Origin of the sequence: Streptomyces nymphaeiformis (genome assembly GCF_014203895.1) — a bacterium.
Classification (GTDB): Bacteria; Actinomycetota; Actinomycetes; order Streptomycetales; family Streptomycetaceae; genus Streptomyces; species Streptomyces nymphaeiformis.
Genome location: NZ_JACHJY010000004.1, coordinates 281863 through 295155 on the forward strand (window position 1 = coordinate 281863; position 13293 = coordinate 295155).

General features: G+C 71.6%; 18 protein-coding genes. 5 read left to right on the forward strand and 13 right to left on the reverse strand.

Features of this window, described 5'->3' with window-relative positions; all coding sequences use genetic code 11:
• Window positions 1–47: 47 nt before the first annotated feature.
• The 9 genes from GGE06_RS15415 to GGE06_RS15455 form a co-directional block, all read right to left on the reverse strand.
• Window positions 48–596 carry a hypothetical protein gene (locus GGE06_RS15415; protein ID WP_116160134.1) on the reverse strand — a complete coding sequence of 183 codons (549 nt, stop codon included), beginning with the start codon at window positions 594–596 and terminating at the stop codon, window positions 48–50.
• A gap of 123 nt (window positions 597–719) precedes the next feature.
• Window positions 720–1172: an RNHCP domain-containing protein gene (locus GGE06_RS15420; protein WP_116160133.1), complete on the reverse strand. Its 453-nt coding sequence runs from the start codon at window positions 1170–1172 to the stop codon at window positions 720–722.
• A 26-nt stretch (window positions 1173–1198) separates the two neighbouring features.
• Complete coding sequence (locus GGE06_RS15425; protein WP_116160132.1) at window positions 1199–1570, reverse strand: RNHCP domain-containing protein; 372 nt, start codon at window positions 1568–1570, stop codon at window positions 1199–1201.
• Window positions 1571–1953: 383 nt separating this feature from the next.
• On the reverse strand, window positions 1954–2799 hold the full coding sequence (locus GGE06_RS15430) for a patatin-like phospholipase family protein (protein ID WP_184931073.1): 846 nt from the start codon (window positions 2797–2799) through the stop codon (window positions 1954–1956).
• Between the two features lie 180 nt (window positions 2800–2979).
• Window positions 2980–3486: a hypothetical protein gene (locus tag GGE06_RS15435; RefSeq protein WP_221518184.1), complete on the reverse strand. Its 507-nt coding sequence runs from the start codon at window positions 3484–3486 to the stop codon at window positions 2980–2982.
• A gap of 59 nt (window positions 3487–3545) precedes the next feature.
• Entirely contained in the window at window positions 3546–4790 is a 1245-nt protein-coding gene (locus tag GGE06_RS15440; RefSeq protein ID WP_116160129.1) for an MAB_1171c family putative transporter, read from the reverse strand.
• A 66-nt stretch (window positions 4791–4856) separates the two neighbouring features.
• Window positions 4857–5414, reverse strand: coding sequence for a toxin (locus GGE06_RS15445; protein WP_116160128.1), 558 nt, complete (start codon window positions 5412–5414; stop codon window positions 4857–4859).
• A gap of 86 nt (window positions 5415–5500) precedes the next feature.
• Entirely contained in the window at window positions 5501–5944 is a 444-nt protein-coding gene (locus GGE06_RS15450; RefSeq protein ID WP_116160127.1) for a hypothetical protein, read from the reverse strand.
• Between the two features lie 247 nt (window positions 5945–6191).
• The gene (locus GGE06_RS15455) at window positions 6192–6950 is read right to left on the reverse strand and encodes a CGNR zinc finger domain-containing protein (RefSeq protein WP_184931074.1); all 759 of its coding nucleotides are present in this window, start codon (window positions 6948–6950) and stop codon (window positions 6192–6194) included.
• 125 nt (window positions 6951–7075) lie between these two features.
• Here GGE06_RS15455 and GGE06_RS15460 point away from each other — a divergent pair, with 125 nt between their 5' ends.
• Together GGE06_RS15460 and GGE06_RS15465 are read left to right on the forward strand one after the other, a co-directional pair.
• Entirely contained in the window at window positions 7076–7987 is a 912-nt protein-coding gene (locus GGE06_RS15460; protein WP_184931075.1) for an arginase family protein, read from the forward strand.
• Window positions 7984–8493: a hypothetical protein gene (locus GGE06_RS15465; protein ID WP_184931076.1), complete on the forward strand. Its 510-nt coding sequence runs from the start codon at window positions 7984–7986 to the stop codon at window positions 8491–8493. Before GGE06_RS15460 ends, GGE06_RS15465 begins: the two co-directional genes overlap by 4 nt.
• 20 nt (window positions 8494–8513) lie before the next feature.
• Here the strand turns inward: GGE06_RS15465 and GGE06_RS15470 are convergent, their stop codons facing one another.
• From GGE06_RS15470 to gad, 3 genes are all read right to left on the reverse strand, one after another.
• Window positions 8514–8951, reverse strand: a complete 438-nt coding sequence (locus GGE06_RS15470; RefSeq protein ID WP_184931233.1) for an iron chaperone — start codon at window positions 8949–8951, stop codon at window positions 8514–8516.
• Between the two features lie 82 nt (window positions 8952–9033).
• The gene (locus GGE06_RS15475; RefSeq protein WP_116160123.1) at window positions 9034–9444 is read right to left on the reverse strand and encodes a VOC family protein; all 411 of its coding nucleotides are present in this window, start codon (window positions 9442–9444) and stop codon (window positions 9034–9036) included.
• 63 nt (window positions 9445–9507) lie between these two features.
• Window positions 9508–10899: a glutamate decarboxylase gene (gene gad / locus GGE06_RS15480; RefSeq protein WP_376773546.1), complete on the reverse strand. Its 1392-nt coding sequence runs from the start codon at window positions 10897–10899 to the stop codon at window positions 9508–9510.
• 186 nt (window positions 10900–11085) lie between these two features.
• Here gad and GGE06_RS15485 point away from each other — a divergent pair, with 186 nt between their 5' ends.
• Window positions 11086–11880 carry a class I SAM-dependent methyltransferase gene (locus GGE06_RS15485; protein ID WP_116160121.1) on the forward strand — a complete coding sequence of 265 codons (795 nt, stop codon included), beginning with the start codon at window positions 11086–11088 and terminating at the stop codon, window positions 11878–11880.
• 9 nt (window positions 11881–11889) lie between these two features.
• Here the strand turns inward: GGE06_RS15485 and GGE06_RS15490 are convergent, their stop codons facing one another.
• On the reverse strand, window positions 11890–12249 hold the full coding sequence (locus tag GGE06_RS15490; RefSeq protein ID WP_184931077.1) for a hypothetical protein: 360 nt from the start codon (window positions 12247–12249) through the stop codon (window positions 11890–11892).
• A gap of 84 nt (window positions 12250–12333) precedes the next feature.
• Here GGE06_RS15490 and GGE06_RS15495 point away from each other — a divergent pair, with 84 nt between their 5' ends.
• A complete protein-coding gene (locus GGE06_RS15495) occupies window positions 12334–12909 on the forward strand; it encodes a UTRA domain-containing protein (RefSeq protein ID WP_312883147.1) in 576 nt (191 codons plus the stop codon).
• A 35-nt stretch (window positions 12910–12944) separates the two neighbouring features.
• A complete protein-coding gene (locus tag GGE06_RS42600; protein ID WP_246532578.1) occupies window positions 12945–13127 on the forward strand; it encodes a hypothetical protein in 183 nt (60 codons plus the stop codon).
• Window positions 13128–13293 lie beyond the last annotated feature (166 nt).

Below are 13293 nucleotides of genomic sequence, written 5' to 3' on the forward strand. Positions count from 1 at the left end.
CCGTCGGCGTGAACTGGATCACACCCGGGCGGAGCGGCCTCGTCGCGTCACGCGCCGCAGGTGCCGACCGGGCGGAGCGCCGTCACCTCGCCCAGCGGGATGTCCACCGTCTGCCCGCCGTCCGTGACCTCCAGGCCCGGGACGTCGCCGCCGCTCGGCCGCAGGGTGCCGCACCAGGTGCCCGCGGTGGTGGAGACCTCGACCAGCGCCCCCGCACCCGCCCCCGCCCCCGCCTGCGAGGTCGCCTCCTGTGGCCACCACGCCGTGCTCGCCGCGACCGCGACCAGGAGCACCGCGAGGAAGGTGAGGCCGATGCCGAGGCGGAGCCGCCGCCCGGCCCGTACCGCGTCCTCCGTCCGCGGGGCGTGCACCGGCCAGGCGATCCGCGCCACGAGGTACGTCGCCGCGCAGGCGACACCGAGGGCGAGCAGCACGAGGACCCCGGCCACCGCCTCCACGGCGCGCGGCGCGCCCGAGCCGCCCGTACCGCCGCTCTTGAGCGCCCCGCACAGGCCCGCGAAGCCCAGCGTGGCGAGTTGGAGGGTCAGCCAGCCGCGCGCGGAGGTCTGCAGTCGGGTGTCCGCGTCGTCTGTCATTCCGTGCGCTTCCCGTCATCCACTCGTGAGCCTCTCCTTCTGCTCGGGGTTTCGAGGCAGAGCGAGAACGGCGATTTCAGTGAATGGGCAGCGTCTGGCCACCCTCACCCCGAGGCTAGCCAATCAGGAATCGAATTCGTGAAACGCCGCCGACGGGTTTTCAGCCAACCGAAAGGCGAGGGGGCTGAGGGCGAGGGGTCTGAGGGCGAGGCGGACCAGGGCGAGCGGGTTGTCGTCACCCGCGATGCGGTTGGCGCTGAGCTCGCCGCAGGAGGCGCACTGGTGGATGATCAGCCACTCGCCGTCGTCGCGCACGGACATGCCCAGCGCCTCCATCCGGCCGCGGCAGTCCGCGTCGCGGTCGCCGGGGATCCTCCGGTCGACGTGCAGGCTCGCCAGGCAGTTCGGGCAGTGGTTGCGGTGCGCGGTGCCGGGTGCGTCCGGGGACACGTCGAGCCGGCAGGACGTGCACCGGAAGTCGTGGGCCCGGTGCCCGCCCTGGGCGTGCAGGACGTCCTTGTGCCGTTGCGGACGGCGCCGCCGCTGCCCGCGACCGCTGTGGTTGTTGCGTGCCATGACCGTGCTCCTTTCCTGTCGGACGGTCAGAGGGTTCCGAACGCTTCGAGCGGGAAAGGGGGTTGGGCCAGCGGGCGGACCGCCATGCGCATCAGGACGAGCTGGTTGTCGTCGGCGCACACCGGGTTCGAGGTGAGCTCGTCGCAGCGTACGCAGCGGTGGATCACCGTCCAGTCGCCGGTGCGGAGCACGGCGACGGCGATCGGGGACATCCGGCCCCCGCAGTCGCTCCGACCGCCCTCGACGTGGTCGAGGACGTGCCGGGAACGCAGGCAGGACGGGCAGTGGTTGCGCAGCGCGCCGTCAGCGGCGCGCGTGGACACGGTCAGGCCGCACCACGCGCAGGCGAAGGTGCCGAGGCGGAGGGGGTCGGTGGTGTGGGAGGTGTGGCTGGACACCCGGGTGCTCCTTGCTGGGAAGTCGATCAGGACAGCAAGAGCAGGCCGAGCGGCCTCGTCATGAGGGCAGCCCGATCGCGCCGAGGGTCGGCGGACAGGCAGGTCAGCGCACCGGAGGGCACGTCCGGCGGCCGCCCGGGGAGACGGACGGCGGAAACCGACGGACGGTTACGCGGTACGGCGAGGCGCACTCGGCGCGAGCCGGGACATCAACACCCTTTTCCAGGGCACACGGGCCCAGAACGAGATCGGAACGACCCCTTGAGCCAAGCGGATGCCTTCCGAGGGAGTCAACGCATTTAACGCATTGTCCGAGCACCGGGCACCGAGCACGCTGTGGACCGTGGCTCCCCGTGCGGAGCCACGGTCCACAGGACCGCCTCCTACGCCTCGCCCCACGCGATCTTCAGCCCGCGCCCCTGCGCGCGGCCCGCTTCGGCGGCCGGCCCGCGGGTGGACGGGTCCAGGGGATTCGCGCCGATCGCGGCCAGGGACGCCTCGTCCGGGCCGACGACCACGACCTCGGCTCCGGCCGCTCGCAGCTCCTCGACCGCCTCGGCCAGCGGCTTCTCGCTCGGGAGGAGCTCGACCCCCTCCAGGGGCGCGATCACCAGCACCCGGGACGAGCCGGCGGCGTAGTCGGCGTTCTCGCCCGCGCGGACGCCGCCGTCCACGTACCGTCGCCCGTCGATCGTGACGGGCGGCCACACGCCCGGCACCGCGCAGCTCGCCGTGACGGCGTCGACCAGGCTCACGCCCGACGCGCTGTCGAAGACCCGCGGTTCCCCGCTCTCGGCGTCCACCGCGACGATCTTCAGCGCGCGAGCGGGCCACTCGTGCGAAGGCAGCCGTGACTCGATCACCGCGCGCCGCTCGTGCTCCGGCACGGTCTCCGCGCCGAGCGCGAACCTGCCCACGGCGCGCCGGATCGCCGGTCCGGTCGTGGCGCCCTTCAGCACGTCGGCGATCCGCGTGCCGAAGCTCACCAGGTCCACACCGGCCATGATCTCCGCGGCCTGCAGCTCGGGTTCGGTCTGCCGGGCGTACAGCTCCTCCAGGCTCAGCCCGCTCACGAGCTGCGCGGCGACGGTCGATCCCGCGGAGGTCCCGATGATCAGGTCGGCCTCCGTGATGCGGGACCGACCCGCGTCGGCCAGTCCCGCCAAAAGCCCCGTGATCCAGGCGATCCCCGCGACTCCCCCGCCGCCCAGTACCAACGCCTCCGCCATGGCGCCCCCTTCCCCCGTCGATGCGTGAACTCGCAGCATAGTGCGGGGTGTTGGATGCCGAAGCGACCGATCGCCCGTCCTCGACGCGGGGGTGCTCAGCGGGACGCCGGTGAAGAGCCCGACGGCCACGGCGGGCAGCGCACACAGCATCGCACCGAACGCCGCCCTGCCGTGGACCACTCAGACGAAGAGGAACGCGCCCGCCGTCGCCGCGCCCAGGGTCGCGCCCGCGAGCGTCTGTGCCACCGTGTGGTACGTCAGCGCGACCCGGGACCAGCACACGGCGGCCGTGAGGGCGTACGCGAGCAGCCACCACGGTGAGTGGACCGCGGCCAGGAGGGCCACGACCGCCGAGGCCACCGCGGAGTCCACCGAGATCTTCCAGACGGTGTTCACGGCGAGCAGGCCGATCGTCATCACCCACAGGGCGAGCATCGCGACCAGGATGGCCGTCGGGGCCCCGCCCAGGAGCATGACCAGCGAACCCGTGCCGATGGAGCCGAGGATGACGAAGAAGATCGGCGCCCGCTGCGTGCGGTCGACCACGTGCCGGTCGCCCCAGGTGCCCCGCTTGCGCTCCCATTCGATGTAGCCGGCCGGGACCAGCCCGGCGCACAGGGCGCCGAGCAGGCCCCACAGCAGGCCGCTCCAGTGGCCGGACGCGGCCGCCAGGCCTATCCCGAGCATGCCCGCGAGCAGGACGTTGCGGGGCTGGAGGACGTCGGTGACGACGCGGGCGGTGCGGTTCACGCGCCGGCCTCCAGGCTCGACCGCAGGACGGCGCGGGTCCGCTGCTCCGGGATCGCCTTGTACGCGGCGGCCACCCGTACCAGCCAGGCGACCTCTCCGTCCTGGTCGGTGGCGTGCTTCGTCTCGAAGGCGGCGGCCTTCCCGGCGGGCGCGCCCTCGGCCTTGGCGGCCAGGGCCGCCTTGATCCAGTAGGCGTCGGCGAGCGAGCCGGCCTTGCCGGGGTCCTCGCCCGCCGCGGCCTCCTTGGCGGCGGTCAGCAGGCTGTCGGGCACGTAGTGGCGCAGCTTCTCGACCGCGTCGGCGATGTCGGCCGCCCAGCGGTCGACGCGCAGGTCGGCGGGGGTGTCGAAGCGGGTCAGCTCCCGGGCGAGCGAGGCCGGCGGGGCGAAGGGCTGGTCGGGGAAGGCCGTCATCAGCTCGCGCCACAGGGGGTGCAGGTTCACCTGGGCCCGCCACAGCCGGGCCCGCCGCCAGCCCTTGCTGAAGGCGGGGAGGGAGGCACCGACGGCGAAGAACGCGAAGAGGACCAGCTGGGCGGCCTCGGTGGCCTCGTCGAAGGTCAGCGCGAAGCTTTCGCTGGGCTTGTCGGCGACGCTGATCCACAGGAACAGGGTCCGGCTGAGGGTGTAGCCGACGCCGATGAACATCGCGAAGGTCATCATGCCGAGGCCGATCCGCAGGTGGAGCAGCTTGGCGTCGATCGTGGCGAGGGCCCACTGGTAGGCGCAGACGGCGGACGCGGCGCCCAAGTACAGGTAGAAGACGGTCATGTAGAGCGTGGCGCCCCACTCGCCGGCGTGTTCGGCCACGAACCGGTCCGCGGGGACCGAGCGGTCCACGACCGTGAAGAAGAGCACGGTGAGGAGGATGAGCGTGGCCACGGAGGCCTTGGTCGCCACCCGCTGGACGACCCGGGCGAACCGGACGTGGCGCGGGATCGGCCCGCCCTCGGGGAAGTGGCCGTAGATGGCGACGATGTAGCTGAGGATCGCCAGGATGGCGATGGTGGACGTGTAGTGCTTGATCAGCACCGCGAGGTCCACGATCTCGCTGTTGTTGAGGCCGATGCGGACCACCTGGGTCTTGGTCCACAGCGCCACGGCGAAGCCCGCGTAACAGCCCCACAGGGCGCGGCGGCGCTTGTCCTCCTCGTCGCCCCAGAGAGCGGCCGGCATGCGCCACAGGGCGACGGCGGTCATCAGGCCGGCTATGAGGTAGCCGGCGAGGTCGAGTCCGGTCACGTGAGTTCCTCGGGTGTTCTGTGGGGGGGGGTGTTCTCTTACTCGGGGGCTACGAGTACGCGGGGGCTACGAGCGGCGGAAGAACGTGCGGCTGAAGAACGCCGGGCGTCGGTGCGCGACCGGCCGCGACAGCGAGTTGGCCAGCCGTCCGACCATGTCGTCGCTGGTCACGTCCCTCGCCATGCGCGGGATGAGGGACGCGCCGAACTCGGCGATCCGCTCGTCGTGCGTGTCGTACTGGGCACGGGCCTGGACCGTGTCGGAGGAGAGCACCCGTGTGATCAGCGAGGTGTCGAAGACCGGCAGCAGCGCCCGGAGACGGTCCGCGTCGAGGCTGGTGCCGTGGTCGAACCACTCGTGGCACAGCTCGTGCAGGATCACGTGCTGGGTCTGGTACGCGGTGGGGCGGCGCCGGTAGAGCACGTAGCTGGTGGTGCCGGACTTCAGGCGCAGGCCGCAGGCCGCGTTGACCCGTGCCAGTCGCTCGGGCAGTTCCTGGAGGACGATGGTCCGGCCGCGGGCCGCCTCCATGTTCGCCACCAGGCCGTCGATGGTGAAGGGGGCGGGTATCGGAAGGTCGGCCAGGCCAGCTTCACATTCTTTGCGCAGCTCGCGCAGGGACATTGAGGCCTCTTGGTCGTCATCACGCGTGTGTGACATGCGCTCGCCGAGTTTAGCCAACGCCGGACGCCCGTTCGGAGGCGCGTGCCCTAACGTTCCGGTTCCTCGCCGGGCTGCCGTCTGGCCTTGGTGTCCGCCAGGAGGGAGAGCGCGAACTCGAGCAGTTCCGCCGGGAGGCCGTCGTCGTCGACGCCCCGGCCCGCGACGCCGCTGATCTCGCCGGTCCGCCGCATCGCGAGGAACTGGAGCCCGGCGACCACGTCGCCGACGACCTCCGACTCCTCCTTGAAGAACCGCCAGTCCACGCCGAAGCCGAGACCGAGCGCCTTGAGGATCTCCTCGGAGGGCTGGGTGACCTTGCCTGCCAGGATGTTGGAGAAGTAGCTGTGGGAGAGGTGGCCGCCGCGCTCCTTGACCAGCTCGGCGAAGGTGCGCCCGGACACCTTCTGGCCGGGGAAGGTCTTCTCCAGCATGTACTCGACCTTCTGCTGCAACGAGTGCAGTTCGGGCCCGTGTTCTTCTCCGATGTCCATCCTGTTTACCTACTGTTCGCATCAGGCACCGGCGCAAGTACCGGGCTTGCGTAAACACTCTACGTCACTGTTAACTACAAAAAACACGGCCGGGGGATCACGGGGGTGTCCCCTGGCCGTGTGTAACGTCGCAGAGATGTAGCCCTTCGCGACGGGGGATGCGCGAAGGGCTACTCGTGCAGTATGCCAGCCCGTCAGGGGCCGTTCCACAGTGCACCCCTGACACCCTGAAAACGCTCGGACTCCATCAAGTCGGGCCCGTCCCGGTGGCCCGCTTCCGCTGGTAGTGGGTCCGCCCCTTGGCGGCGTTTCCGCACGTGCCCATGTCGCACCAGCGGCGGCGGCCGGCCCTCGATCCGTCGATGAACAGCCAGCCGCAGCGCTGCCCCGGGCAGACCCGGGTGCGTTCGCGGGGCAGCGTCCGGACCAGGTCGAGGGCCTGGAGGGCGATCTCGTCGTGGATGCGGTCGAGGCCCGACGTCTCGACGGTGGCCCGGAGCCCGGGCGTGCCCTCGTGGACGGCGAGGCGGGCGGCGGCGGCCGCGCCCTTCCAGTGACCCTCCACCCGCTCCACCGCCTCCGCGGGCGCCGCCTCGCCGTGGACGAGTGCCGCGATCAGGTCGTGCAGGGCCTCGCGCAGCTCGCGGACGCGGGCGAGTGCCTGCTCGGCCGCGACGGGCCCGGAGGCCGAAGCGGGCCCTGAGGCCGAAGCGGGCCCCAAGGCCGCGGCGGACCCGGAGGCCACGGCGGTCGTGGACGCCCCAGACGTCGCGGACGCCCCGGCGGCCCCCGTCTGCCCGGACTCCGCCAGGCGGCCCAGGGTCGCGAGGTCTTCGGGCGCGAAGTGGCCGGTGAGGGCCGCCCATTCCAGGAGCCGGGGGTATCCGTCGAGCCAGTCGAGCGGCTCCGCGTCCCGTGCCGTGACCGTGTTCAGCAGGTCGATGACGAGGTGTCCGCCGACCAGGTCACGCGGCCTGAAGGTGTGGGGCGTGATCGTTGCCGCCACGCGTCACCGCCTCTCCGGAGCTTGCCTCCGTCAATCCAACCGGTGTACTGATGTTATCCGGTTGGATTGCTGGACGGAACACCGGACGGAACACCGGATGGACGCCCCGGATGTGAGGAGACGCCATGGCCACTGCCGTCGAGGTCATCACCGCGCCCTGGCACCTCGGGCTGCGACCGCCCGAGCCGGGGCGCGAGCCCGGCACCTGGCGGGCCCCCGACGCGCTGCTCTCGGCCGGCCTGGAGGCGCGGCTGCGGCCGGCCAGGGTGGTGGAGCTCGACCGCCCGCCGTACGACGTCGATCCGCAGCCGGCGACCCGCATCCGCAACGGGGTGACCCTCCGCGAGCACACCCTGCTGCTCGGCGACGCCGTCGGGGCCGCGCTCGCCGCCTCCCGCTTCCCGCTCGTGGTGGGCGGCGACTGCAGCATCCTGCTCGGCTGCCTCCTGGGCGCCCGGCGCCACGGGCACTGCGGCCTGGTCCACCTCGACGGGCACAGCGACTTCCGGCACCCCGGCAACCACGACGCCGGAGCGGTCCTCGGCACGGCCGCCGGCATGGACCTGGCCCTGGCCACCGGCCGCGGCGAACTGCTCCTCACCCACTGGCCCGTGGTGGGCAGCCCGCTGGTCGCCGACGAGGACGTGATCCAGATCGGCGACCGCACGGACGAGCACAAGCCCCCGGTCGTCCGCTTCACCGCCCGGGAGGTCCAGGAGACCGGGATCGCCGGCCTCGCCGAGCGGGTCGAACGCCGTCTGGTGCGGCGCGAGCTCGACCGCGTCTGGCTCCACCTCGACCTCGACGTGCTCGACGAGCGCGTGCTGCCCGCCGTGGACTCCCCCGGCCGCCCCGGCCTCGACCTCCCCCGGCTCGCCGAACTCGTCGCGGGCCTCGTCGGCACCGGGCGGATCGTCGGCCTGAACGTCGCCATCTACGACCCCGAGCGCGACCCGCACGGCATGTACGCCGCCCCCCTCGTCGACTGCCTCGCCGCCGCCCTGTCCCCTCTCGCCACCACGGAGACGCCCGTATGAAGACGCTGCTCGCCGACGGCCCCGACCGCCGGTACGCCTCCGAGATGGAACAGTTCGGGCGCCTGGCGGGGCAGTGGACGACCCTGATCACGTACTACTCCGCCGACGGCTCGCCGGTCCGCCGCCTCCTCGGCTCCTGGGAGTTCGGCTACGCCCTGGAGGGCCGGGCCGTCGTGGACGTCTGGCAGTGGCCCGGGCGCGACGACCTGCCGCCCGAGGGGCGCGCCCCGGACGAGGAGTGCGGTCTGTGCGTGCGGATCTGGGACCCGCGCCTGCAGCTGTGGCGGTTCACCTTCCACGGGACCGCCCGCGGCGACGTGGTGCAGATGTACGCCCGGCAGATCGGCGACGAGATCGTCATGGAGCGCGCGGTCGGCGGCGACCTGGTCCGCTGGACCTTCGCCGACATCACCGCCGGCACCCTCCACTGGCGCAACGAACGCTCGGCCGACGGCGGACGCACCTGGCACCTCGACCAGGACGTCCACGCCTACCGCCCGCTCTGAGGGACCCGGCCCCTCCGGAGTCAGCCCGCCGCCTGCTTCAGGAGCGCCGCGATGCGCTCCTCCGTGGCCGGGGTCAGGGTCGTGAGGGCGTACGAGGTGGGCCAGAGGGTGTCCTCGTCGAGGGCGGCCTGGTCGCTGAACCCGAGCGTGGCGTAACGGGACTTGAACTTCGCGGCGCTCTGGAAGTGGCAGACGACCTTGCCGTTCCGGGCGTAGGCCGGCATGCCGTACCAGAGCTTCGCGGTGAGGCCCGGGGCGTTCTCCTTGACGAGGGCGTGGACGCGCTCGGCGAGGACGCGGTCCGCGTCCTCCATCTCGGCGATCTTCGCGAGCACATCGGGCTCGGTGTCCGCCTTCGCACCGCGGCGCGCGGACGCCTTCATCTCCTTGGCGTGCTCCTTCATCGCGGCGCGCTCGTCCTCGGTGAAGCCGTCGTAGGACGTGCCGTTCGCGGTCATGGTGGTGCCCCTCTCGGTTCCGTTCGACTGGCGCTGCGCGGCGATGCGGGCCTTGGCCCATTCGGGGTGGCACATGGGGGCCCTACCGGAGTTCCTGGATGCGGATCAGGTTGCCCGCGGGGTCGCGGAACGCGCAGTCGCGGATCCCGTACGGCTGCTCCGTCGGCTCCTGGACGACCTCGGCGTCGGCGGCGCGGACCTTCTCGAAGGTGGCGTCGAGGTTCCGGGTGGCCAGCAGGATCCAGCCGTACGTGCCCTTGGCCATCATCTCCAGGACCGTGCGGCGCTCGTCCTCGGTGATGCCGGGGTCGACGGCCGGCGGGGCCAGCAGGATGGACGTGTCCGGCTGTCCCGCGGGGCCGACCGTGATCCACCGCATCCTGCCCTGTCCGACGTCGCTGCGGACCTCGAAGCCGAGGGCGTCCCGGTAGAACGCCAGGGATGCGTCCGGGTCTTCGTGCGGGAGGGAGCTGGTGTGAATGCTGATGTCCATGGACTTCACGCTAGTGGCGGCCCCGGTCCCAGCGCTTCTCGAAAGCTGATCGGTGTGGGCGCCTCAGTGGTGGAAGCCCGCGCGGTCGGCGTCCGACGGCACGCCCTTCGTCAGGCGCTCCAGGGCGCGCTCCATGTCCTGCGCGAGCAGGTCGACCTCGTCGCGGCCGATGCCGTGGCGGATCATGACGCGCTGGATGACGGTCTCCTGCCGGTCGGGAGGCAGCGGGTAGGAGGGAACCTGCCAGCCGCGCATCCGGAGCTCGTCGGAGAGGTCGTACAGGCTGAAGCCCGCGCCCTCGGGGTCGGCGAGCGTGTAGGAGACGGCGGGCAGCGCGCCCTGCCCGTCGTAGAGCAGCGTGAACGGGCCCATCGCCTCGATCTTCCGGGCGAGGTACTGGGCGGTCAGCGCGCAGGCCTCCTGGACGCGCCGGTAGCCGGCCCGCCCCAGGCGCAGGAAGTTGTAGTACTGGGCGACGATCTCGCCGCCGGGGCGGGAGAAGTTCAGGGCGAACGTCGGCATGTCGCCGCCCAGGTAGTTCACCCGGAAGACGAGGTCCTCCGGCAGGAGGTCGGCGGTGCGCCAGACCGCCCAGCCCACGCCGAGGGGAGCGAGGCCGAACTTGTGGCCGGAGGCGTTGATGGAGGACACCCGCGGCAGCCGGAAGTCCCAGACGAGGTCCCGGTGGAGGAAGGGCGCGATGAAACCGCCGCTCGCCGCGTCGACGTGGATCGGGATGTCGAGCCCCGACTGCTGCTGGATCCGGTCGAGTTCGGCGGCCAGCTCGGCCACCGGCTCGTAGTCGCAGGTGTAGGTGACGCCGAGGATCGCGACGACGCCGATGGTGTTCTCGTCGACGTAGTCCTTCAGCTGGTGCGGGCGCAGGCCTGTGGCGCCCGGCTCCACGGGGACCTGGCGCAGCTCCACGTCGAAGTAGCGGGCGAACTTGTCCCAGCAGATCTGCACGGGCCCGGTGACGATGTTCGGCCGGTCGGTCGGCTTGCCCTCGGCCCGGCGCCGCTCCCGCCAGCGCCACTTCAGGGCGAGGCCGCCGAGCATGGCGGCCTCGCTGGAGCCGGTGGTGGAGCAGCCGATCGCCGCGCCCTCGCCGTTCCCGGGGGCGTTCCACAGATCGGCCAGGATGTTCACGCACCGCGCCTCGATCTCGGCGGTCTGCGGGTACTCGTCCTTGTCGATCATGTTCTTGTCGAGGCACTCGTTCATCAGCTTGCGGACCTCGTCGTCCGTCCACGTCGTGCAGAACGTCGCCAGGTTCTGCGACGCGTTGCCGTCGAGCAGCAGCTCGTTGTGGAGCATCGCGTAGACGACCGACGGGAGGTTCGGCTCCTCCGGCATCCGGTGCTTCGGCAGCACGCGCTCACTGAGAGCGGAAGCGAACACATCGGTCGCCGCGTCGGCGACGCTCTTCGGGGCCTTCATCTCATGGAGCGCCACAGTTTCCCCTTCGATCAACGGACTCGTCGACAGTCCTCTCATCAACCCACGAGGCCGGGCGGGGCGCCCGGCGGCGGCCGCCACCGTTGGCCCACCCGGGTGAGCGGGGCGCCCAGGCCCTGTCCCGCGGCTCCCCCGACCAGTACGTTCCGGACGAAGTGGATCATCACCGGAAGGCCCCACCTCATGACCTCTCGCACGATCAGCGGAACCGAGCAGCCGACCGCCGACGCCGTCGCCTCCACGGCCGAAGCCCTCAAGGCCGAAGCCCTCGACGCCGACGCCTTCGAGTCCTACGACGACCTCCCCGAGCGCCTCATCGGCTACCCGGCCGTCTTCCACGCCCTCGGCATCGGCTCCTGCGCCGTCCGTACGGTCCTGGACTACGGCTGCGGCCCCGGCAAGGTCGCCACCCGGGTCGTCGAGGCCTCCGACGCGCGCGTGGTGGCCGTCGACACCGCGCCCCGCATGCTGGAGATCGCCCGCGAGAAGCGCGCGCACCCGCGCATCGACTACCGGCTGAGCGAGGACGGCGGGCTCGGCTTCCTCGAAGACGGCTCCGTCGACGCCGCCATGGCCTGCTTCGTCTTCTCCACCACCGGAGACTTCGCCGACCTGCACGACATCGCCGCGGAGGCGCACCGGGTGCTGCGCCCCGGCGGCCGGTTCGCCGTCCTGGACCCCAACCCCCGCACCGCCGGCATCCGGTTCTCCACCTTCCGCAGCGGCGAGCCCGGCCGCGTCTACACCAAGGGCGAGCGGCGCCGCTCGCGACGGGAGCGGCCGGGCGGCGGGGCTCCGCTGGAACTGGTCGACCACCACTGGCCCTGCCAGGCGTACCTCGACGTGCTCGGCAAGGCCGGCTTCACCGATCTGGACGTCCACGAGCCCGTGCTCACCCACCGCTCGGCGCTGCTCGGCGCCGACCCGGCGGAGGCCGGGCACCCGCCGTTCCTGGTGGTCTCCGGGGTCAGGCAGTAGGCCTCGCCGTCAGCTGTCGGAGTAGCTGAAGTCCCCCACGGTCCAAGCGCTGACGTCCGCGATCGCGACGCGGTACATCCCGCCGGTCTCGGGCATGCCGACCGTCCCCTGGAGGATCCGGGCGAGGTGGAAGTGCAGGTGGGTGGGGGGCGTGTCCCTCGGTGCGACGGGGGCGAAGACGCCGGAGAACTCGCCCAGCCGGGCCGAGTCCGTCAGGACCTCCGACACGCGCTGTCTCCACAGGGCTTCCGGCGCGAGCCGCCCGGTGATGACCACTCCCCCCGCGACCACGGTGAGGGACATCTGGTTGCTCCGCCCGGACTCCACGGTGGCGGCGACGTCGACGAGCAGCTCGTCAGGGATCGACATGGAAGCCGATTCTAAGACTTGTTCCGCAATTCACCAGAGAGTGAGCTGTGGACTGCGCGCCGGTCGGGTGCCGGGCGCTCCAGCGTGGTCGCGCACGTGGCGCGGCTCATCAGGTGTGCCTCGTACGCCCAGCAGTCCGTCGAACCGATCGCCTACATGAGGCCTGCCAGGCCGGGCGAGCCCTATCCCTGGATGTCCGAGGCCGCGAAACGGCAGCAGGTCGGCAGGTCCCAGCTCCTTGCCGTCGAGGTCGTCGTCCCGCCGAAGGAGGTGGCCGAGGCCCTGGAGTTGGAGGACGGTGAGCGAGCTGCGCTTCGTAAGCAGGTTCTCTTCCTGGACGGGGAACCGACCGAACTCACGAGGTCGTACTACCCGCTGAGCCTGGTCGAGGGCACGGCCATCCTGGAGAAGAAGCGGATTCGAGGCGGTACGCCGGCGCTGCTCGATGCGATGGGTCTTCCCCCGCGTGAGTTCGTGGACGAGCTGTCGTCCGAGATCCCGACGGAGGAGGAAGTCGTGGCGCTGGAGCTCCCGAAGGACATGCCCGTACTGGTGGCCTTCCGGGTGGTCTATTCGGACGCCCGGCGTCCGATCGAAGTCACACTGATGACGAAGGCTGCGCACCGTTACCGGATGCGCTACAGACTGCCTGTGGCATAGGAACGTCTTCGCCGGCCTCTGGACACCGTGGCGGCATGGCGGAGATCCTGCGGCACCCTCGACCTGGATTCACACGGGACTGGTGGGCGCTCGACGCCGAGGGCTTCCTCGTGCAGTTCAGCTACGGCCCCGCCCCTGAGCCGCTGCTGGCGCATCTCGACCGTGTCGACGCCCGCAGCCGCCTGGCTGGAGGAGAACCGTCCCACATGGTTCGGTGATGACCCCCTGCCGCCGCTCCACGCCTTCAGCCGCGACGGAGAGTCGTCGGCCTACACCCGACGCGGTGTCTCGGACTCGCCGCTGCGGTTGTCCAAGGCGCCGACAGCCATAGCGGGCGTTGCGGCGTTGGTTCGGCTGAAGCGGGCAGTGAGAGACACCTGGACG

What these genes read in the sequence shown, in the direction of transcription:
- GGE06_RS15415 (WP_116160134.1), bottom strand. Translation starts at nt 596, where the DNA reads ATGACAGACGACGCGGACACCCGACTGCAGACCTCCGCGCGCGGCTGG.
- GGE06_RS15435 (WP_221518184.1), bottom strand. Translation starts at nt 3,486, where the DNA reads ATGCTCGGGATAGGCCTGGCGGCCGCGTCCGGCCACTGGAGCGGCCTG.
- GGE06_RS15445 (WP_116160128.1), bottom strand. Translation starts at nt 5,414, where the DNA reads ATGTCCCTGCGCGAGCTGCGCAAAGAATGTGAAGCTGGCCTGGCCGAC.
- GGE06_RS15465 (WP_184931076.1), top strand. Translation starts at nt 7,984, where the DNA reads ATGAAGACGCTGCTCGCCGACGGCCCCGACCGCCGGTACGCCTCCGAG.
- GGE06_RS15485 (WP_116160121.1), top strand. Translation starts at nt 11,086, where the DNA reads ATGACCTCTCGCACGATCAGCGGAACCGAGCAGCCGACCGCCGACGCC.
- GGE06_RS15490 (WP_184931077.1), bottom strand. Translation starts at nt 12,249, where the DNA reads ATGTCGATCCCTGACGAGCTGCTCGTCGACGTCGCCGCCACCGTGGAG.
- GGE06_RS15450 (WP_116160127.1), bottom strand. Translation starts at nt 5,944, where the DNA reads ATGGACATCGGAGAAGAACACGGGCCCGAACTGCACTCGTTGCAGCAG.
- GGE06_RS15475 (WP_116160123.1), bottom strand. Translation starts at nt 9,444, where the DNA reads ATGGACATCAGCATTCACACCAGCTCCCTCCCGCACGAAGACCCGGAC.
- GGE06_RS15470 (WP_184931233.1), bottom strand. Translation starts at nt 8,951, where the DNA reads ATGACCGCGAACGGCACGTCCTACGACGGCTTCACCGAGGACGAGCGC.
- GGE06_RS42600 (WP_246532578.1), top strand. Translation starts at nt 12,945, where the DNA reads ATGGCGGAGATCCTGCGGCACCCTCGACCTGGATTCACACGGGACTGG.
- GGE06_RS15430 (WP_184931073.1), bottom strand. Translation starts at nt 2,799, where the DNA reads ATGGCGGAGGCGTTGGTACTGGGCGGCGGGGGAGTCGCGGGGATCGCC.
- GGE06_RS15420 (WP_116160133.1), bottom strand. Translation starts at nt 1,172, where the DNA reads ATGGCACGCAACAACCACAGCGGTCGCGGGCAGCGGCGGCGCCGTCCG.
- GGE06_RS15460 (WP_184931075.1), top strand. Translation starts at nt 7,076, where the DNA reads ATGGCCACTGCCGTCGAGGTCATCACCGCGCCCTGGCACCTCGGGCTG.